Raw genomic sequence first — 18,593 nt, 5'->3', positions numbered from 1 at the left:
AACCCTTTCACTTATTGGGTATCGACCACGTATGCCCCTGATCGCATCGCACGTGAATGGTCGATTTGGTGGCTCTCAGAAGTGTACTCGTTTGCCCACAATGCGGACAAAGTGTGCTCGGATCGGGACCGAACTGCGCCAGCATTTCCTCCCGAACTTTTTGCGTCAATGCCTGGAATTCACCAATTCCCTCGGCATCCCGCAAAAGGTTTTCAAAAATATACAATCGAGCATCCGACAGCCGCTTGTTTTTCAAAACAGCGTCCAAGAGCGCCGCCTGTGCATCGGTAAAACGCCACGCCTTGGTGTGCGATGCCGGAGTCCCTGCCCTCGGTCTCCGTCCGGCCCCCGGCCTCCTGGTCTTGGCTGGTTGCTGTTGCATAGCTTCGCTCATGGTGACCTTCCGTAGATCGTTCGGAAGACTTTAGCGCGAATTCGGGCCGAAGTCAGCGCATTTTCGTCGAGGTGCAAACTTTGGAGCACTTGGAGCAACTGCGGCATGGGGAGAGGCCCGGACATCAGCTCCGTGGCAAACGCGAGATCACACCATCGCGGCGCCCCCAAAGCTCGAAGCAGAACCGAGGGGTCGGGTTTTTCGGGCAGTGACACCTGTGTGCTTTCTGAGTTTTGGTTCGTCGTGGTATGCAACAAAACTAACTTGGCACTTGATTTCGTCTTGGTCGACTTTGCGGCTGCCTTGATTTCGTCGGTGGTCGGTGCCTTGGTCGTCGCGGCGACATCAACTTTTTCTGGCAGTTGCTCCACCGTTGTTTGCGACAATGCAGCAGGGGCACTTGGCGCGAGATGTTCGCTCTCGGCCATCTCTGCAAGTTTGCTTTTCGTTGTGTTCGATTTCGCAGCTATTTCGTTCGGCGTCGTATTGGTTTCATTCGGCTGCGTAACGAGTTCCATCGGTTTTGCGGCTACTTGCTCGCCTTTGAGGTATTCGGCGAAACTGACGACCTTTGGCGTATTGGTTGCGGTCACTGCGGTCTTGATCGTCGTTTGGGGCGCCAATTCGCTCAGAATCGTATCGACGGCGCTCTTGCCGAACTTCGGCAGATCCATTCGTAACGCCCTGAGTGCATGCTTGCATTTGAGCAGGAATTCTTCCTTGGTGCGAAGCCATGCTGCTACAGCCGCGTCAGCGATCCGATGGACTGCGTCAGCGAAGGAAATTTCAGGACCGGAGCGCTGGCGCAATCGATCCCGCAACAGCTTTGCAAGATCCGCGACGTGCCCCCCGAGCAGTCCGGCAATGTCCACCGGCATGGGGCAAGTTGCCCGCCCACCGTACACCTCGCGGTAGTGCTTGTCGTACGACACACAAAGTGCCCCCCATCCCTCGTTTTCAGCAGAATCTAAAATGGGGGGGAGTTGCCTTGGATCCCCCTCTCTTTGGTTACAGGTAGGATCAGATTTGATCCCAGGATCGTAGGCCAATTTGGCCAGTACCCCGGAGGACGTTTTTGGCCGATGGTTCTGGCCATTTTGGCTCGTGGCTACAATACGAAGCTCCATCGCTTCCACTGCTGGTTGGCGGTGGCGACACAACACCACGACATCAGGCGAAATCCCATCGTGATCCTGGTCTGGTAGAGGCAGACCCAAATGCGCCTGCTCGAGCGCAAGCAGGCGCCACGTCATCGGCGTCTTCTTGAGCCACCCCGTGATCTCCAACTCATCCAAGTACCGTCGCAGCGTCCGTATCTTCACCCCTGCGAAGTTGGCGATCGAGTCTTGGCTTGCCCAACATCGACCAAGGGGATCGCTCATCGAGATCAGCGCCCAGAGCACCGATCGGAGTTTCCCTTCAGGGCCTTGTGGACTGTTTACAACACGCGAGTAAGCACTCTTCCATCGGGTATCTGTTTGCTCACCGCGGACACGATCCGCAGCAGCTTGGCTCGTTTGCATAGGCACTCCGAAGACGACCCGTGATCCAGCACGGATCCATTGCACCCCCGCGATCCAGCACGGAGATGCGCCACCATCGCCCATGCGGCTTATTTTGTGAACGGAAATGGACCGCCAAAGTTTGTTAGCGGAATCCTTCGAACGATCGGCCCGTTTGCGATCGGCCCTATTGACAACTTCTCGAAACTGTGCTTGGGGGGCTGATGCCCAACGAACTCGACTCGCAACTGCTCGCGTTGGTGACTGGTTTTGAAGGCGTTTGTCTTGTCGAAGCTGCTCGACCAGACTCGTTGGAGAAGCTCGTTCCGCCTCGCGCGAACGTGCTCAGAGAACCATCACCGCAGGAGCTGCTGCTGCCGGTGCAAGCCGGCTGCATCGCGCTCGGACGTCTTCTCGCGGGGAGCGGCATCGCTAGCTCGAGCTGCATCGGCATCGTCGAGCGCTTTGCTGACTCGGACGTGAAGGGTTTGTCCGAACTCGCCAAGTTCGTGCCGCAGCAGATGAGCGAGAGGACGATGAAACGAGCGGCACATCTGTCGCGACTTTTCGCTAGCGGAAGCGACGTGCAGATTGATGCCGAAGTTCAGCAAACGACGCTCGCAAAGCCGCCATCGCCCACGGCTGTTCAACATGTCGCACTTGCGTTGAGCGCGGCCCTGGGGATGACGTTGCGAGCAAACGGTTGGCGCGCGGAAGAAGCCGTGCAGATAATCACGAGCGCACACCGTGGTGTGCTCGAGGGGCAAGTCGCACGTGCAACCAAACGATGATGATGACCTTCTGCAACTCGTGAAAGCGTTGGAGCGCTCTGCTCTGCGTCCCGAACACCTGAAGGACGAAGCGCCACCGCAGTCTTTGTCTGGAGACGAGTTCGACGAGCTGGTGACGGACCCGGAGACGCTTCGGCGGTTGTTGGGTCTCCGCTGACGAACCATTGTCATTGCGAAACGATTGTCATTGCAAAACAATTGTCATTGCGGAACGATTGTCATTCCTCAACCAACCCACGAATCGGCTTCTTCGGCTTGGAGCGATTGTTTGCTCGTGCTGCATCGAGCAATCGAACCAGCAAAGGAACGATCGTGTCGGGTTTCAGCTCGAACCCATGGTCGCGCGCGATTCGACGGGCTTCCCCAGGAACGACGAACCCATCTTTTTCGCGGAGATAGATGTTCCGGATTCGGTTGGCTTCGGAAATGTCGAGTCGAGTACGCCGAACAATTTCGACCAAGTCCTTGCCTTCCGCTAGCAAGTCGAACACGAGCGCCTCTACGCGCGCCATGCGGGCAAACCGTGTGTCAGCCTTCTTGCCAGCGTGTTTGGCCACGTCGTCCTCATTGTACACCCACTTGATTTGCCCACCTCGCGGGCATGGTTTGTCATGGGTGTAACCGACGTCTTTTGCCGCGAATTTGCGAAGTTTGCCGTCGCGCTCGAGCTGTCTGAGACGGTCGTACGTCACGCGATACTTTTTGGCGGCTGCCGTGCGTGTGATGAAGGCCATGTCCCCCTCCGATTCATTGGTTCGCGACTCGACGGGCTTCCCCTGGAACGACGAACCCATCTTTTTCGCGGAGATAGATGTTCCGGATTCGGTTGGCTTCGGAAATGTCGAGTCGAGTACGCCGAACGATTTCGACCAAGTCCTTGCCTTCCGCCAGCAAGTCGAACACGAGCGCCGCTGTGCGTGACATGCGGGCAAACCGTACGTCAGCCTTCTTGCCAGCATGTTTGGCCACGTCGTCCTCGTTGTACACCCACTTGATTTGCCCACCTCGCGGGCACGGTTTGTCATGGGTGTAATCGACGTCTTTTGCCGCGAATTTGCGAAGTTTGCCGTCGCGCTCGAGCTGTCTGAGATGGTCGTACGTCACGCGATACTTTTTGGCGGCTGCTGTGCGTGTGATGAAGGCCATGTCCCCTCCGATTCATTGGATCAATTGATCCGGATTTGTTGGAGGCTCCCAACAGTAAAAGTCTGAAATCGTTCAACTAAGTACGGTCGATTCATAGGGTACAGTATTGGGGACCCGCCAATGAATCCGGAAGTGGCTGTCGACGACCGCGCCGGCGTGCCGTTATCTGATGTGCATGGCCGACAAGCTCGATGTCCGGAAAGTCAACGCAACGCTGGGAGAGGCCCGACAGCAGATGGCGCGGTTGGTCCGGGACAACCAGACGTTGCGCAACGCAAAAGCACGCGCGCAGCAAGAAGCCATGGTCATCGCCGGCAACGTCCTCGCGACGGCGGAGATCGTTGGAATGGCGTTTGGCATGGGGTACTTGCGCGGTTACTACGGCGAGAAGGCAACCATCTTGGGCCTTCCCGTCGATGCAGCGACGGGTCTCGTGCTGCACGGCGTCGCCTATGGTTTGGGCTTCGCCGGGGGAGCCGTTGCACATTTCGTCGCCGCAAACCTTCACAATCTTGCCAACGGGGCACTCGCTACGTGGGCTGCTGCGTCTGGCGCTGCTCTCGGGAAACAAAAGCGGGACGAGACCGCGCCGCCCTTGCCACCCGAGCAGCCACCCGCGATTCCGCAGCCGCCATCGGCTGGCGAGTCCTTGAGCTTTGGCGCAATGCCTCCAGCAACCCAGGGACAAATGCGTCAATTGCCCCCACCACAACCATCGTGGAATCCATGGGGCGCGCCGCCGAATTGGAATGGCCTTCCGCAGCAGCAAGGCAATCCGATGACGCAAGAAGAGTTGGCTGCGGCAATAGCGTGGAACCAAGCCGCTGCGTGATTTCGTGGAACGTCGCGAGGCGTTCGCCGTACCAGAAACGTTTTACGGGGAGTACACAATGCGACAACACCGTCTGCATGATCTTGGCAACCTCATCGTGACGACCGCGGGCTTGGAGCTGCTGAGCGGCGCCGATGATATCGACGAAATGTTCGCGTCGGGGTCCGATTTGGACCTGTTCAGCGGCGCTGATCAGTTGCTGTTTGGCAACGACCAATTGCTTTTCGGTGCGGACGCCGATCTGTTGTTTGGTGCGAACAGTATCGAAGATCCCGATTTGGCTATGTTGTCCAATATCGTTTCGGGGAGTGACATCGTCGATCCCATCGATATTGCGGGCGCAGGACTCGATATCATTGGCGCGAGCACGACAACGGCTCGGCAAAGGGCGTTGGCTGCCGCTGCCGCAAAAAGGAAAAAGGCTCTCGCGCTGAGGAACCTTTTGGCCCAACGAAAGAAGGAAGCCGCACAGCGCCGTTTGCAGGGCATGGCAAATATCGGCATTCAGCCGACGTTGGCGGTCAATACAGGGTACACCAAAGCTCGAGTATTTCCGTTCGGATTCCAGGCCGATGCGCCGACGCCGGCGGGCCAACCTGGAAGTGTGACGCGACGTCCGCAAACCCCCATCAAGATTCGACGTCTCGTGATTCCGTCCGTGATTGCCCCGGCGTTCGTGATTACCGACATCAAAGTTGGCAAAGATTCGCAGTTCGTCGGGTCGGATCCAATTCCGGGTGAAACCTTCTCTCCGCAATCCGTTGCGGTGGAATTGACGGGCGATACTGCGAATGTCGGTCACGACGTGACGATTTCATTCGCAAACATCTCTGGCGCGGCTCAATTGTTCCGCGCTGTGTTGATCGGTCCCGCAGTGGAGTAAACGACGCCGCTCGAGTCCCATTCCAACCTTCGGGAGGTAAAGTTTGGAATGTACAGCGTCAATTTCCATACGAGTACCAGTTTTGAGCTCGGAAATGAGGCCGTTGCGCACAAGGTGTTGGACACGTTCCTCGAATGCCTCGTGCAAGTCAATATGGCGCTCATGAGCTCGCGAGCGTTTCCCGATTTGTACAGCACTCGCGTGCGGTACAAGCAGGAGCCGCTCGGTCAAGAAAACTGGCGCGACGCAGCTATCGTATTGCAGACCGGCTACGGCGATTGCGAGGATCTATCAGCGTATCGCGTGGCAGAACTGCGCGTAAAACATCGCATACCAGCGCGTTGCGTGTTTCGTTGGAAGACGTTCAGCGTGACCAACCACAGCGGCAAGCATCGGGTGAAACTGTATCATATTCTCGTTGGACTTCAGCAAGGTAAAACGATGCTGATTGAAGACCCATCGAAACGCTTGGGCATGCCCTCCAGCGCTCCCGAGCAAACCATGGGAATAGCGGGGCGCGTATGAAAATGGGTGGTGGGGCCGTTCTCGGCGTTATGGCAGTTTTGGGCCTTCTGGGCGCTGCTGCGGTCGCAGCCAAAAGCGGCGACAGTCCGCCCAAACCTACCCCCAAACCCTTGCCGCCTGCACCACCACCACCACCACCACCGCCGCCGGCAGCCAAGCCGTTGCCACCAGCTCCACCGCCATCGGCACCTTCGCCCTCTCCGAATCCGCCGTGGCCGCTGCCGATTCCGATGCCGCCAAGCCCACCAACGCCGTGGCCTGAGCAAAGCCCAGGATGGCCACAATCGCCCCCAGGCACCACCACGGCGAGCATGATGACCACGATCGCAAGCGATGGCACGAAGGTCTTTCGGCAAGAGGCCATCCCCTATTTGGTGCCAATGCTCGATCAATACGGGGTAGAGGCTGTCGAGGGCGATCCGACGCGCGTAAAACTCCTACCGAGAACCCAAGCAACTCAAGTGACAGCCAGGCAATGGGTGGAAGGCTATGGGAAGATGGCAATCGCCGCGGTGGAATGGCTAGCCACTGCTCGCGAGCCAAAATTCTTGCAGGCGATCCGACCCGATGAAGCGAAGCAAGTCGCGCCGCCAACCGGGTATTTCGCCATTTTGACGGGTCCGGTCATCGTCATGCCATCGCCATCGCCGTCACCGTATCCCTGGCCATCGCCGTCGCCGATGCCTCCCCCAACGCCTCCGCCGATGCCCAAGCCGAGCGAGCTCGAGGAGCTTCCGCCCGACGTGCGGGCGAAAGTCGAACAGTTGATGGCAGGTAGCAACGCAACCGCAATGGAAGCGGCGGCCAACGAAGTCGAAAAGCAGGGCTATACGCGTTCGGCCGAAGCATTGCGAAAACGCGCGGCAGAAGTCCGTTTGGCGTCCACGGTGTCGAATACCACGTCGGGCCGGACGTACACGGTTCGAGGTTCCGAGTTACCGTCGCAGTTGGCGCAATGGTACACCGGCGATGCCAATCGATGGCGGGAATTGGTTCAAACCAACCCCGACCTGCGAATTCGCAAGGTAGGCGAAATCGAATACCTTTTGCCTTGGAAATCCGGCATGACGATAACGTTGCCTTCGACGTGGGATGTAAAGAAAGGCCCGATGCCCATTCAGTCGAATGCCAAAGCTCCCGCGGGGGCGTCTTCGGCGACAAACCTTCCGCAATTGCCGGCGCAAGCTGCGCAATTGCTTCAAACTCAATCCCAATCACCGCCGCCAAAATAAACCAAGAATGGAGTAACCATGGAGACGGTAGTCTACATCAAGCGCGGCAAGCAAGCCCCGATCCCAGTGCGACTCAAGACCGTTCGGCAAGGCGGGGACTGGCTTGCCGTGGCTGAAATTCCCACCAGAACGGGGCCCGTTCGGCTCACTGCAACAGCGTCCGAGCAGACCGTGAAGGATTTGATTCAGCGTGGCATTGCCAAGGTTCCTCCAGAGATTGCCACGGGAGCCAGTATTTGGTCGAGCATCGCCAAGCTCACCCAAAGCCGAGCGGCTCAAAATGTGCTGAAACAAGCACAAAGCGTTGTGCAGAATCCGCTGCTCCTGAGTGCGCTTTCTTTCGTGCCGGGGTTCGGCCCGGCGATGCAAACCGTTTCCAAGGCGACTGCGGCTGTGAAAGCTGCGGAAAATATCATGGGGCGCGCGCGCCAAGGCGATAGGAAAGCCCAGAACAGTGTGGCGCTTGTCGCAAACTCGGCGAAAAAGGGCTCAAAAAAGGGGACCTTGTTGATGGCACTGCTGCAAGCTGCCGATGGCATTCGCCGAATGTTTTCGAGCGGGGACTCGCCAACGCGAGAGGTCCAGGATGTCACCGCGGAAGTCAACGCCGGGAATTCGTGGACGCCGCCGTGGCAACCCGCTGCTTCTGGTAGTGACGGCAACGCGTGGACGCCACCGTGGCAAGCTGCTGGCAGTGCTGGCGCCTCGTGGACGCCACCGTGGGGAGATGCGCCGAGTGCACCAAGCGCTCCCAGTGCGCCACCAGGCGTGAACACGAGCGCAAACACAAGCGCGGCCCCGCCTTGGCCGATGTCGCAGCCGCCATGGGGAGGCCCACCGCCACAGTCGCAGCCTCCGGCACAGTCGCAGCCGTCGTCGTCGTCAGCCCCTTGGGGCGTGCCTCCCCGCGGTGCGGTTGTTTCTCAATGGCCGCCCCAACCGCCGGCGCCGTGGGCAGTTCCACCGCCGCAATTGCCGCCTCCAACGGCTCCTGCCCCCAACGCATCGCCCGGCTGGCCGCCCGGCTGGCCTTGGTTCCCTCGTAGTACGCCCAAGTGTTGATGGAGCACCGAAATGGCCACGTACTCTGCCGCAGTCGAAATGGCAATTACCGGAGCATTGATAAAGGGCAAGGGGTTTGCCGACTACTTGGAACAGATTTTCCCTGGACTGTGGATCCTACGGCTCGATGCGGCTCTTGCCGCTTCCGAATTCGTAGTGACCGCGACCCCGTGGCAAATTCTCGGCTCGAACAAACATACCGCGTCGGTGTGGAAGGTTCAGGATCCGCCTCCGCCACGACCACCAGGCATGTACCTCGTTGTCGCACTCATTCGTGACGGAATCCCCACGAATATGAACTTTGACGTCGTCGTAAACACGCTCAAGTGATGGAGGATTGCAATGTTTGGCTGCACAGTTGACGGTGGAATGGTCCCCATTGTGCGAGGCACAAGGGGATTCAGTCAAACCGCGAACAGACTCGGCGCGGGACAGGTGGAGCTGACACTGGATGTCCCCATGGCTCCCAACGAATTCTCGGTATCGGTGTGCATCACCGAACTCGTGGGATCCGACACCACGATATTACCGCAAAAAACCTACAGCGGCGGCGTGACGAAGATTGTCGTCAGCACCTTCGTTGGTGGAGTTGCGGCGGATGTCGATTTCGACGTTACCGTGGCACGATTTGCCCAAATTGGGCTCCAATAACGCGGGCAGTGGAGGCCGCCATGGACATTGACCTTCTCGGACTCCACGACGGCACGAATAACGGCGCTTCGGAAAAGCTCGATCCGGCCCAAAGCGAGCCGCAGCAAGTCCTTGCAAACAAGGGCGGTTCAAATCGATCCCCGCAACTCGTCACGATTCAGTGTGGGTTGGAAATAATCAATCCCCAAGCGCCTCCAGCATCCGTCATTGGTGTTGAAGGCTTTATCGATTGGGGAATCAGCGGTTCGAGCCACAAGGCGAGATTCGATTGGATGCAGGGTTGCGCGTTCACCCTTGCAGCAACGAGCTTCAAGCTACGAGCCAAACTGCGAACACAGATCGTGCCAGGCACCAACGTGTTCGCAAAGGCTACGATTGCTTATGGCTCGAAACCATGCATTCCAATGCAATGGTCATCGGACTACACCACATTGAATGGCGGCGCCAATGTCGTTGCCGATATCCCGTTATGGGCAACGCATGGCATCTTGGTTGCGAACCCGTTCAACGCGATTCTCGGCCGTTTGATCCGATTGGAATTGCTTACATTCAACAACGTTACACGATACGAAGCTCGTCCGGGGGATTGCACGGAGGCAAGCCGATTTCCCCTGTCATTCGATGTCCAAAAAGTGCGCATCACGAACCTTACCGATGAGCGGGCTACCGTTGCCATCATCTGGAGGTTGGCGTTATGAAGGTCGCGGGGTTCGACCTGAACGACGACCTCGGGCCGCAACGAGACGCCCAGATCGTCGAGATTGTCTTGGGAGGCGGTGCTGTCCTTTGGCCTTGGGTACAGGTACCGCTCGAGGACGGAAGGGGCTATTTCGAAGTAACGAGCGATTACCTCGCGATAGGCAACGCCTCGGATTGGTGTCGCGTGCCGATAGGTGGTCCGGCCGCTCAGATCATTGCGGACCAAACCGAATCGGTTCTACCGACTGCATTCATGGTCGACTTGATTTGGAAAAACGGCAGCACGAAGCTCGCGCCACAACCCTTCAAAGATTTGAAAGGAATGACGACGACAAAGCGGTTCGTCGAGCACAATGGCATCATCGAGCGGCAGCGACAAGACCGCGCTGGTCTCGTGGTGGGGTGCAAAAAAGACCTGATCATTTCGAATCGCCTTGTGGAATTCCCGAATGCCGTTTGCATTTACGGGTGGCATACCGCTGACGGCAAACCGATTCAGCCAGTGTCCACATTCCACAAGCAGTATTGGTATTGTGACTATTCGCACGGGATTCGATTTGCGAAAAAGCTCATGGTTCTCGACGGGCAAACGGTCGAGCTCGAGCGTGTGTGGCGCGACCCCCAAACCGCGCACGTGCTCACGGGGGGCCAGAAATACGCGACGGCGACGAAACAAGCCGACGCAGTCCTACGCGTTTCTCGGTACGACACTGCGCTGCTCGCCAAGCCCACTGCGCCTTCGCAGACGGCGCCGCAGACCCCATCGAGTTCTCCTCCAGCGCCAAAGCCGTCCACGCCGTCTGGGTTGGTCGGAGAAACGGACCTGGGCTTGCGTGCGTTGCGCTGGTGCGAGCAGGAGCTCGCCGCGGGGGTGGGGGAAGAACCTCCCGGCTCGAACGCAGGCGCGCGGATCGCACAGTATTTCGCCCCAGCGCGACGTCGAGCAACCGGGCAGAAACTCGGCATCGATCGCGGGGACTGGTGCGCAGTCGCCCAGAGCGCAGCACTGGCGGCTGTTGCGCGGCCCGACGAACCTGTGCCGCATGGGTACCGAGCGGCGGTGTGGGAGCTCGAGGACGACGCACGTGAGTCCAAGGCTTGGGTGCCCGCCGCCGACATCCGCTCGGGGCGATACGTGCTCCAACCGGGTGACTTGGTGCTCTGGACGCGGGGGCAGCCGGGAAGTCGACTCGGGCATGTCTCGCGCGTTCAAATTCCCCCGGATCAAAACGGCAACATGATGACCGTTGGCGGTAACGAAACCGAGGGACCTGAAAGAGACAAATGGCTGAACCGGCGCCGAAGCATCACGGAAGACTCGTTTCGAGGGGCGATCAAGTATCACGATTACCTCGCAGTTGATTTCAACGAGAAAAACGCTGCCGCCCCGGTCGTTGCTCCCACCGTGCACGAAACGCCGGCGGCATTCGTGAAAAACGAGGTGACGGCGCCCGAAAAGGTCCTGACCTCGGAAGGCTGGTTGCGCTTCGAAGAGGAGTATCTGCCGCGCGTCGTGACTGGCGAAAATGGTCGAGCGCATCCGGAGGCCCTGAAAGCGCAAGCCATTGCTTCACGCACGTATGCGCTCCGAGCGATGAGAGACGATGCGAAACTCGGGCGTACGAATCCAATTCCGAACTCGCAAAAGTTTCAAGTATTTGCAAAGAGCGCTTTGCCCCAATGCGTTGATGCCGTGAATGCGACGCGTGGAATGGTGGCCATGCACAGCGGCCGTTTGATTATCGCAAATTACGTCGCCGGAGCCATCTGGTCGAACGGCGCGCCTGGTGCCGACCCCACGAAGACCGAAAAGTGGGTCACTTACAACGACGGCAAGAGGGGGGCTCAGGTATCGCCCACGAAATTGTCCAGCACTTCGCGCGCGGACAACCGAGGGTGCATGTCTCAAAACGGTGCCGATTGGTTGGCACGAAACGGCAGAACGTTCGACGCGATTTTGCGATTCTTTTACGGAGCAGACCTCGACATCTCAAATCTTGGAAATGAAGTCCAGAGCGCAACCTTCAATGAGTGGAAAGGACAAACCATGCCCGCAATGGCAGCGAACCAAAACCAAATCCGCAGACCGCAAGTCGTCTACATCCAGCCGAAACCATCCCGCCAACGTCCTTCGGGTATCGAAGCGCTGGCGATGTCCGTCGGTGGAAGCTGGTTGGCGCGTCACGGTGCCACGACGGTTGGGTGCTCGACCGCCGGCGGGGAACAACCTCCCATCATTGCCGTTGGGGTGGACCAGGTGCAAGAAATGCTCAATTACGTGAACAATGTGGCCGATGCGGTAAACGCAAAGATGCAGCAAATCGCCGAAAGCGACGAACTGAGGATCAAATGGAACGCTTACATAACGGCGTTCAAGGGTTTTTACCAACGCAACTATGTCAATACGCCAGAGCGTGATGCCGACGCAATGCAGCGCGCATTCCAGTACGAGGACGGCCTCAAAACATGGAACAACCTCGTCGATCAACGGATCTACGCACCCAAAACGAACGTATACGAAGGAAAGATCGACAACGGCAAGTTCGCATATTGGCCGCTCGTCGGGCTGGCGGCGGTGACGATTGCGGCAGCGGCTTTCGTGGGAGCTGCACACACGAAATAGGGGGATGCACCATGGCCGATAGCATCATCAAATGGCTGACCGATGAAATGCAAAAAATGGAGGAGGGCGAGAAAGTCACTTTTCGATTGCGTTATAGCGAGCGTGCACGAGGAACCGTGACGGTCAACACGTGGACCGTGGTGAACTCATTTGATGCGGCTGCACTCGCGAGTGTAATCATGAAAGCAGCAGAGACGGATTCCAGTTACATGGCTGCTGGTACCAAACGGTACGAAGTACAAGCGATCCGCAATGGAGAAAACGTCGCTCGATACCCCGTGGTGATTCACCAAGGAGAGAACGAGGACGACCTCGCAAACTCGGGCGCTGGCAGTGCAACGGTCAATGACGCAGCGGTGGCGCTCCTTCAACAAAGCCAAAACCACGTCGAGTCGCTGGTTACCGCCGTTGTTCAGATTGCAATGGGAAATGAGAAATACCGTCTCATGGAATTGGACCGGAGCGCCCGGAGGAGCCAAGCGCTCGAGGAGCGGCTGGACGGCGTGAGGGAGTTGATCGAGCGCGCACAGGACAAGCAGTTTGACCGCGACATGCAGCGGAAAAAATACGACGACGAGCAAAAGCTCCTCAACGAAGCAGTTGCCACTGGGCGTACGTTGTTGCCGTTTGCAATCAATGCGGTGGCGAAGAAAAACATGGTGCCGACAGGGGACAACTCCGTATTGAAGGAAGCTCTCCGCCCCGTTTTTAGCGAAATTACCACCGAGCAACTCGAAAAATTGCAAAGCATTTTTACTCCCTCACAAGTCGTGGGGCTGCTCGAAGTTTGGAACCTGTTGCAAGCAGAGGGCGTGAAAGCACCGAATCTGGAGGGTGAGAAGCCCAATGGCAAGAACGGCAAACACAATTGATAAAGCGCTCGAGGAGTTCGACGCACGCGTCCGCGAGCTCATGAAGCACGCGCAGGTGGACCAGAAGCGCACGAAGAAGCGTGCAAGGCCGAAGGGGAGAACGAGGACCAAACCAGTTGTCGTCGAGCGCAAGGTCCAAGCGCCCAGGAAGGTCCGGAAGGGGACTTCCACCAGCCGCAAGGTTGAGAAGGAGGCTTCCACCTTCCGCGAGTTATTACCGTTCGCGATCAATGCCATGTATGCCATGAAAAACGTCGGGGCAACGCGAAATCCCTCGGTATTGGAGGAAGCACTTCGCCCAGTTCTCAGAGCAATGACCGCAGAGCAGATCGAAAAAATGCAAAGCATTTTTACTCCCGCGCAAGTCGACGGGCTGAACAAACTTTGGAAGAAGTTGGTGGGAGAAATAGCCGGCACGGAGGAATAGAAAGTCAATGGCAAACGCGACGCACAAAGCTCTCGAGCGGTTCGACGAATGCGTTCGAGACCTCATGAAACACGCCAAGTCGGACAAGAAGAAAGGCGCGAAAAAGCGCGCGAAACCAAAGAGGAGAATCAAGACCAAAACGGTTGTCGTCGAGCGCAAGGTGTACATGCCGGCGAAGAGGGCCAAGAAGAGGACCGCCAAAAGGACAGCCAAGAAGACGCCGAAGAGGACCGCCAAAAAGACCGCAAAGAAGCGGGCACGAAAACGAAGCGCGAGCTAGCGGAGGATGGTCATGCTCGAATTCTATTCGACCAATAAATGGTACGTGGACGGGCAACTTCCGAATCACAATGAAATTGCCCAAGCAGTGGCGGCACAATTCCCGCACTTGCGCCTCGCAATTGGGCCGACAACGCTGAACTCGAGCTACAAGGGAGCCGACAAAGCACAAATCGAGAGCGTTGTGCAATCGATGGGTGGCTTGAAGGCGCCGGGGGCGGGCTCGAGGGCCCTCGCATCGAACGTGGAAGCACCCGCGGGGAATTCGCCACCAGACGCGCCGGCAAGCATCAACCAAGGGGACATGGTGCTCGTGATCATGCCCGGCATCGGTGAAGTCGTTGCGACGTTTGTCCGGATGCAAGGAACGAACGCGGTCGTCGACTTGGACGGCATCGAGGAAGTCATTGCCTTCTCTGCTCTGGCGCCGTTGCCTCCGGCGGATTCGACGGCTCCGAGCGTTCCACCGGAGCCCCCGGCGCCTTCCATTGAGGCCAAGGCTCCGAGTGTGCCCCCAGCGCCTCCCATCGAGGCCAAGGCTCCGAGCGTGCCTCCAACGCCTCCCGTCGAGGTCAAGGCCCCTCCCGCAGACACGAGTGCCGCGAACGAGGCGCCTCCCGCAGACGCCGACGCTTCGAGTTCGGAGCAACCATGACGTACGAGATCATCGAGTCCTGCAAGACGACGGCACCTTCGTGATCGTAGACTCGCGCGAGGAGGGAAACCATGCGTTCAAGCTTTGTTATTCTCGTGGCGATTGTTCTTGCGTCGTGCGGCAGTGAGACGACGGGGGTGTTTGGCGATTCGAGTTCGTCGGGTTCATCGAGCACGTCGAGCGGGGCTGGGGGTGCATCATCATCGAGCAGCTCGAGCGGCGATGCATCGAACTCGTCGAGCTCCTCGAGCGGGGCCGGAGGCGAAGCATCATCGAGTAGCTCGAGCGGCGGTGGAGCTGGAGGATCTGGTGGTTCGTCATCGAGCAGCTCGAGCGCGAGCTCGTCCGGTTGTCCCGTTCAATGCCCCGCGTATCAAGAATGCAAGCCGGACGGCATGTCGTGCTGGGGTTGCATGAAAAACAACATGAATTGCAATTTCAAAGTACCCAAGACGCAAGGTGTCGATTGCGACGACGGATATTTTCCTCCCCAAGCCGAGTGTGACAACGTTGGCACTCAACCCGAATTCCCATTTCGGACGCTTTGGTGCTGCATTCCAAAATAGGGGTTCGAGGTGAACACGGTATTGTGGATTGGTCCCGTTTGGCCTGCTCTGATTGCCCCCGCAGTTCCGACGGATTGGGCCATCCGGACGATCGACGACCACATTACCGGAGGAAATGGCTCCGAAGCCTACAAACGCTGGGCGCTGGGCCTTGGTAACGACCCGCTCTCGAAGTTGGCCCCCGATGCCCGCGAAATTGTCATTGCTGGCTTTTCTCGCGGGCACGGGGCCATCGAAGTCTTGTTGGGCCTGGCCGCCGGGAGGCGCGACGCACGCGTAACGGGCTTGCTCGCACTCGACAGCTATTACAGTGCATGGGGCGTCAAAGAGCCCAAACTGGGATTTTTGGCGTGGTGCCAAATTGCCTTACAGAACGGTTTGCCGGCGATATTCACCACCAGCACGCACCACCCGGCGCAGTATCCGAGTTCGTCCGAAAGCATCAAACCGCTTGCGCAAGCGTTGTCGTTGACCGAAACAAGGCCGCTCAGTGGCGTACCCGAACCAGCGCGCACGATGGGTCGAGGCACGGTTTTCTGGTTGGATTACGAAGCGCGATTTCGCCATGAGGACCATGCCATCAAATTGGGGCAGCCGTTTCTCTCGATAGGCGCCTACTTTCGACCGCGCTTTTCGTACGAAACGACCCCGGCCGCCTTTGCCCCGACTCCGTCTGTCCAAGCGCCGCCCCGAGCGCAGACCACGGCAACCCCGACGCCGGCGACGACCCCGGTACAGGCGGTCCCAACGCCGGCGCTGCCCCCGAGCCAGGCCACTTCGATGCAGTCAACGAAAAGCAGCTCTCTTGCGGGCTGGGGTGTAGCGCTGGGGATACTCGCTCTTGCTGGCGGAGCTTATGCATTGAAACGGAGCCACCAATGACGTCGGAGGTTGCGAGATGCTCAATTATTACATCTATGACCACCCTCGCGCGTACCATTGGTTTTCGATACCGGAAATGTATCAAAAGCAAGCGGATATTGAAGTCAGTGTTCGCCGACCGCTCTTGAACCAAAACCAATGGTCGGTGTTCAAGACACCGGACATGATGATTGTCCCTGACATATCGGACATGCCTCAAGACCTCCCGAAAATATACGTTTGGGAGCCGAATGTGCCCTACGACCGCCCGCCATTTTATCCGCAATCCTTTTCGCTTTATGTGGGGCATAAGAACATTGCGTACTTCGGCAAACGCTCGGTGGCGTACTTTTTGGGCATGTGGCCCAAGTTCGAGGACTACATGCTTTATCCCAACAACCCCGAGATTTGGCCGATTCGCGGTCTTCTCACGTCGGGGAACATCAAGCTCCAGCCGCAGTTGCGCCGGGAAATGAACTATGCGTGGCTGTACAAGTATCGGTATGAAGGGCGGCGTTCCGTGCCCGGCGGGTACATACCGCTGCATTTCATCGACGAGTGCTACTACCTCGACGGGCAGGTTCCGGGGATGTTCGTTCACGCGTGCAAACGCCGCGGGCTACCGTGGACGGATTTTGAGCCACCGCATAAGATGACTTGGTGATTCAACTCAAATGCACCATTAGCCATCTGTTCGCTGTTCCAATGAGTTGCTGTCCCTTTATTGCTGCACTCCCGCGTCGGGCCGTGGACACGTCTCGTTCCACTTGATGTCAAGATCCTCATAGGGGCGCACGAGGGCCAATTTGCCCCAGCAAGCGTTCTCCTTGCAACACGCCCTAAACTTGTCGCGGCATGCCTTGCCGAATTCTGCCGTACATGTCTTCGACTCGTCGCCGAAAATTTGTCGCCAGTCCAAAGCGGCGTGCTCTCGCCATAGATTGCAAGCGCACTTCGCGTCGCTTGGAATCGCTCTGGGCGATGGAACGGAACTCGATGCGTCGGCGGGAGGCGACGTAGCAGCGTCGACCGGAAACTCTGTGCTCTGCGTGGTTGTGGGACCGATAATCGTAGGCGCGAGTTCGGAGCTTCCGAGGGCTGGCGGAGGTTGCGGGTTGAGCACGACCTCGGTTGGTTTATGGCTGTCCTTAAATATAGCACCGGCAATCATCCCAAAGCAGAACGTAGGCGCCCCCCACTTGACCGCACGAAGCCATCTATGGGACGTCGTGGGTGCAAAGATTCGAATCGTCACGGATACTGCCAACCAAAGCGCTGCAAGCACCAGAATCTTCACAATATCGACGCCGCCGAATGCGAAAAAACCAATGAGCACACCCGCAATCGCACATATCGCTACCAGACTGACGATCATGCGATGGCGGCTCTCTTCGCGATTAACTGCCGACCCAATGGGCGGCGAGTCGGCGGGCGGGATCAGCTCTGCGCGGAGAAGTGAAACCGCAAACGAGGCCGCGGCGTGACATGCGTACGCGGTCCACCGCTCATCCCGCTTGAATCCAACTATGTCGCTAATGCCGCGGATCGCAAGGAACGGCGTCGGTGGTCTCGTGCTATACGCGGCACGATAGACGCCGGCCGATTCCATCTCGATCGCGACGAATTGTCGCGCGACCTTCAGCCATACCTGCACCTGTTCGGTATTCTTGACCAATCGATCACTCGATGCGATTGCAGCCGCTTTCACCTTGGGTTGCCGATTCGGGTCGGCGGGCTTGAAGTACTTCTCTAAAGAATTCGTGACCTTCGCTTGCCACTCAGGGTCACCATAAAAGTTCTCCCGTTCGAGCTCCACCGGAGGTTGGGGCAGCATGATCGCTTCCTGCGTGTTCCACGGACCGAGTTCCGCCTCCAGAGACTCCACATTGGCGGCAAGCGCGGACGCGTCGGCAGCCAACCGGCCCCCCGCAACCGCATACTCGCGCGATCCGTCCTGGAGGACTGCCTCCACACTGAAGTCGATGATGTGTGTCGATACCACCACGTCCCCGAGGGTGAACCCGTGTCCTGGTGCTCCTCCCGCAATGCCGACTACCAAAAGCCATCGCGGCGCGAGGTCATCCAGCAGATCGCGCGCTGCCGTGAGCGCCTCGCCGTTCCCTTGCTCCGCACAGCGAAGAATTGCAACCGTGTAGCCATGGGGCGCAATGGGGTTGACGCAATGTAAATTATACTGACGGCGCGCATTGACGATGCCTATTTTTTTCGGGAATCGGCGACATACGGCATCGTTCTCATCCGCTCGGATCGTGATGATCCCAACATCGACTTTCCCTTTCCAATCTGACGCCTTCAGCCAGGATACAGGAGACATCGACGTTGATGAAACGCGCGCGCACAAATTTTGTCAAGGCAGAGTAGGCTGGCGAGAAAAACCGTTGGCATCGATGGTCGGTACTCGCAGGGGCGCTACAAATTTCCCGCTTAAAATCGGATATGATCGATGCGCTGCCGCTTTGATGGAGAATCCGGTTGGCACGAAACTGCGGTATCAGTATTCCATGGCAGAACGGGACCGCCGTCTTCGAGTAGGTTCTCCCGCGTGGCCACACCAGCTCATGTACATCTGTCC

At 58.0% G+C, this 18,593-nt stretch carries 22 protein-coding genes; 17 read left to right on the top strand and 5 right to left on the bottom strand.

The window, feature by feature from the left end; genetic code table 11:
- Positions 1-7 precede the first annotated feature (7 nt).
- Positions 8-394, bottom strand: a complete 387-nt coding sequence (locus IPM54_10380) for a hypothetical protein (GenBank protein ID MBK9260229.1) — start codon at positions 392-394, stop codon at positions 8-10.
- Positions 391-1,917: a helix-turn-helix domain-containing protein gene (locus tag IPM54_10375; GenBank protein ID MBK9260228.1), complete on the bottom strand. Its 1,527-nt coding sequence runs from the start codon at positions 1,915-1,917 to the stop codon at positions 391-393. The genes IPM54_10380 and IPM54_10375 overlap by 4 nt, the downstream gene beginning before the upstream one ends.
- 203 nt (positions 1,918-2,120) lie before the next feature.
- On the opposite strand from IPM54_10375, the gene IPM54_10370 reads away from it, so the two are divergent.
- Positions 2,121-2,687, top strand: coding sequence for a hypothetical protein (locus tag IPM54_10370; protein ID MBK9260227.1), 567 nt, complete (start codon positions 2,121-2,123; stop codon positions 2,685-2,687).
- A 218-nt stretch (positions 2,688-2,905) separates the two neighbouring features.
- Here IPM54_10370 and IPM54_10365 read toward each other — a convergent pair whose 3' ends face one another.
- Together IPM54_10365 and IPM54_10360 are read right to left on the bottom strand one after the other, a co-directional pair.
- On the bottom strand, positions 2,906-3,421 hold the full coding sequence (locus IPM54_10365; protein MBK9260226.1) for a hypothetical protein: 516 nt from the start codon (positions 3,419-3,421) through the stop codon (positions 2,906-2,908).
- A 13-nt stretch (positions 3,422-3,434) separates the two neighbouring features.
- The gene (locus tag IPM54_10360; protein MBK9260225.1) at positions 3,435-3,833 is read right to left on the bottom strand and encodes a hypothetical protein; all 399 of its coding nucleotides are present in this window, start codon (positions 3,831-3,833) and stop codon (positions 3,435-3,437) included.
- A gap of 175 nt (positions 3,834-4,008) precedes the next feature.
- On the opposite strand from IPM54_10360, the gene IPM54_10355 reads away from it, so the two are divergent.
- The 16 genes from IPM54_10355 to IPM54_10280 all read left to right on the top strand — a co-directional run bounded on the left by IPM54_10355 (position 4,009) and on the right by IPM54_10280 (position 16,664).
- The gene (locus IPM54_10355) at positions 4,009-4,665 is read left to right on the top strand and encodes a hypothetical protein (protein MBK9260224.1); all 657 of its coding nucleotides are present in this window, start codon (positions 4,009-4,011) and stop codon (positions 4,663-4,665) included.
- Between the two features lie 58 nt (positions 4,666-4,723).
- Complete coding sequence (locus tag IPM54_10350) at positions 4,724-5,548, top strand: hypothetical protein (GenBank protein ID MBK9260223.1); 825 nt, start codon at positions 4,724-4,726, stop codon at positions 5,546-5,548.
- Between the two features lie 114 nt (positions 5,549-5,662).
- Positions 5,663-6,073 (top strand): hypothetical protein, encoded by a 411-nt coding sequence (locus IPM54_10345; GenBank protein MBK9260222.1) that lies wholly within the window; start codon positions 5,663-5,665, stop codon positions 6,071-6,073.
- Positions 6,074-6,102: 29 nt separating this feature from the next.
- Positions 6,103-7,305 carry a hypothetical protein gene (locus tag IPM54_10340; protein ID MBK9260221.1) on the top strand — a complete coding sequence of 401 codons (1,203 nt, stop codon included), beginning with the start codon at positions 6,103-6,105 and terminating at the stop codon, positions 7,303-7,305.
- 18 nt (positions 7,306-7,323) lie between these two features.
- A complete protein-coding gene (locus tag IPM54_10335; GenBank protein ID MBK9260220.1) occupies positions 7,324-8,367 on the top strand; it encodes a hypothetical protein in 1,044 nt (347 codons plus the stop codon).
- A 12-nt stretch (positions 8,368-8,379) separates the two neighbouring features.
- A complete protein-coding gene (locus IPM54_10330) occupies positions 8,380-8,697 on the top strand; it encodes a hypothetical protein (protein ID MBK9260219.1) in 318 nt (105 codons plus the stop codon).
- Between the two features lie 129 nt (positions 8,698-8,826).
- On the top strand, positions 8,827-9,018 hold the full coding sequence (locus IPM54_10325; protein MBK9260218.1) for a hypothetical protein: 192 nt from the start codon (positions 8,827-8,829) through the stop codon (positions 9,016-9,018).
- A gap of 20 nt (positions 9,019-9,038) precedes the next feature.
- A complete protein-coding gene (locus IPM54_10320) occupies positions 9,039-9,716 on the top strand; it encodes a hypothetical protein (GenBank protein ID MBK9260217.1) in 678 nt (225 codons plus the stop codon).
- Positions 9,713-12,340: a hypothetical protein gene (locus IPM54_10315; GenBank protein MBK9260216.1), complete on the top strand. Its 2,628-nt coding sequence runs from the start codon at positions 9,713-9,715 to the stop codon at positions 12,338-12,340. The genes IPM54_10320 and IPM54_10315 overlap by 4 nt, the downstream gene beginning before the upstream one ends.
- Positions 12,341-12,351: 11 nt before the next feature.
- Positions 12,352-13,212, top strand: coding sequence for a hypothetical protein (locus IPM54_10310; protein ID MBK9260215.1), 861 nt, complete (start codon positions 12,352-12,354; stop codon positions 13,210-13,212).
- Entirely contained in the window at positions 13,187-13,639 is a 453-nt protein-coding gene (locus IPM54_10305) for a hypothetical protein (GenBank protein MBK9260214.1), read from the top strand. The genes IPM54_10310 and IPM54_10305 overlap by 26 nt, the downstream gene beginning before the upstream one ends.
- A gap of 48 nt (positions 13,640-13,687) precedes the next feature.
- Positions 13,688-13,957, top strand: a complete 270-nt coding sequence (locus tag IPM54_10300) for a hypothetical protein (GenBank protein ID MBK9260213.1) — start codon at positions 13,688-13,690, stop codon at positions 13,955-13,957.
- Positions 13,932-14,573, top strand: a complete 642-nt coding sequence (locus tag IPM54_10295) for a hypothetical protein (GenBank protein ID MBK9260212.1) — start codon at positions 13,932-13,934, stop codon at positions 14,571-14,573. Before IPM54_10300 ends, IPM54_10295 begins: the two co-directional genes overlap by 26 nt.
- A 71-nt stretch (positions 14,574-14,644) precedes the next feature.
- Positions 14,645-15,139, top strand: coding sequence for a hypothetical protein (locus IPM54_10290; protein MBK9260211.1), 495 nt, complete (start codon positions 14,645-14,647; stop codon positions 15,137-15,139).
- Between the two features lie 9 nt (positions 15,140-15,148).
- Positions 15,149-16,021, top strand: a complete 873-nt coding sequence (locus tag IPM54_10285) for a hypothetical protein (protein ID MBK9260210.1) — start codon at positions 15,149-15,151, stop codon at positions 16,019-16,021.
- Positions 16,022-16,037: 16 nt separating this feature from the next.
- On the top strand, positions 16,038-16,664 hold the full coding sequence (locus IPM54_10280) for a hypothetical protein (GenBank protein MBK9260209.1): 627 nt from the start codon (positions 16,038-16,040) through the stop codon (positions 16,662-16,664).
- 57 nt (positions 16,665-16,721) lie between these two features.
- Here IPM54_10280 and IPM54_10275 read toward each other — a convergent pair whose 3' ends face one another.
- The gene (locus IPM54_10275; GenBank protein ID MBK9260208.1) at positions 16,722-18,335 is read right to left on the bottom strand and encodes a hypothetical protein; all 1,614 of its coding nucleotides are present in this window, start codon (positions 18,333-18,335) and stop codon (positions 16,722-16,724) included.
- Positions 18,336-18,593: the final 258 nt, after the last annotated feature.

The organism is Polyangiaceae bacterium, assembly GCA_016715885.1.
In the GTDB taxonomy this organism is placed as follows: Bacteria; Myxococcota_A; Polyangia; order Polyangiales; family Polyangiaceae; genus Polyangium.
This window is presented reverse-complemented; position numbering and strand designations above follow the sequence as displayed.

Bases quoted from the DNA above. Each gene is read 5' to 3' on its own strand.
- IPM54_10360 (MBK9260225.1), bottom strand. From the start codon at position 3,833: ATGGCCTTCATCACACGCACAGCAGCCGCCAAAAAGTATCGCGTGACG.
- IPM54_10280 (MBK9260209.1), top strand. From the start codon at position 16,038: ATGCTCAATTATTACATCTATGACCACCCTCGCGCGTACCATTGGTTT.
- IPM54_10305 (MBK9260214.1), top strand. From the start codon at position 13,187: ATGGCAAGAACGGCAAACACAATTGATAAAGCGCTCGAGGAGTTCGAC.
- IPM54_10300 (MBK9260213.1), top strand. From the start codon at position 13,688: ATGCGTTCGAGACCTCATGAAACACGCCAAGTCGGACAAGAAGAAAGG.
- IPM54_10335 (MBK9260220.1), top strand. From the start codon at position 7,324: ATGGAGACGGTAGTCTACATCAAGCGCGGCAAGCAAGCCCCGATCCCA.
- IPM54_10290 (MBK9260211.1), top strand. From the start codon at position 14,645: ATGCGTTCAAGCTTTGTTATTCTCGTGGCGATTGTTCTTGCGTCGTGC.
- IPM54_10340 (MBK9260221.1), top strand. From the start codon at position 6,103: ATGGCAGTTTTGGGCCTTCTGGGCGCTGCTGCGGTCGCAGCCAAAAGC.
- IPM54_10370 (MBK9260227.1), top strand. From the start codon at position 2,121: ATGCCCAACGAACTCGACTCGCAACTGCTCGCGTTGGTGACTGGTTTT.
- IPM54_10365 (MBK9260226.1), bottom strand. From the start codon at position 3,421: ATGGCCTTCATCACACGCACGGCAGCCGCCAAAAAGTATCGCGTGACG.
- IPM54_10320 (MBK9260217.1), top strand. From the start codon at position 9,039: ATGGACATTGACCTTCTCGGACTCCACGACGGCACGAATAACGGCGCT.
- IPM54_10330 (MBK9260219.1), top strand. From the start codon at position 8,380: ATGGCCACGTACTCTGCCGCAGTCGAAATGGCAATTACCGGAGCATTG.
- IPM54_10380 (MBK9260229.1), bottom strand. From the start codon at position 394: ATGAGCGAAGCTATGCAACAGCAACCAGCCAAGACCAGGAGGCCGGGG.
- IPM54_10315 (MBK9260216.1), top strand. From the start codon at position 9,713: ATGAAGGTCGCGGGGTTCGACCTGAACGACGACCTCGGGCCGCAACGA.
- IPM54_10325 (MBK9260218.1), top strand. From the start codon at position 8,827: ATGGCTCCCAACGAATTCTCGGTATCGGTGTGCATCACCGAACTCGTG.
- IPM54_10275 (MBK9260208.1), bottom strand. From the start codon at position 18,335: ATGTCTCCTGTATCCTGGCTGAAGGCGTCAGATTGGAAAGGGAAAGTC.
- IPM54_10295 (MBK9260212.1), top strand. From the start codon at position 13,932: ATGCTCGAATTCTATTCGACCAATAAATGGTACGTGGACGGGCAACTT.
- IPM54_10355 (MBK9260224.1), top strand. From the start codon at position 4,009: ATGGCCGACAAGCTCGATGTCCGGAAAGTCAACGCAACGCTGGGAGAG.
- IPM54_10350 (MBK9260223.1), top strand. From the start codon at position 4,724: ATGCGACAACACCGTCTGCATGATCTTGGCAACCTCATCGTGACGACC.
- IPM54_10310 (MBK9260215.1), top strand. From the start codon at position 12,352: ATGGCCGATAGCATCATCAAATGGCTGACCGATGAAATGCAAAAAATG.
- IPM54_10375 (MBK9260228.1), bottom strand. From the start codon at position 1,917: ATGCAAACGAGCCAAGCTGCTGCGGATCGTGTCCGCGGTGAGCAAACA.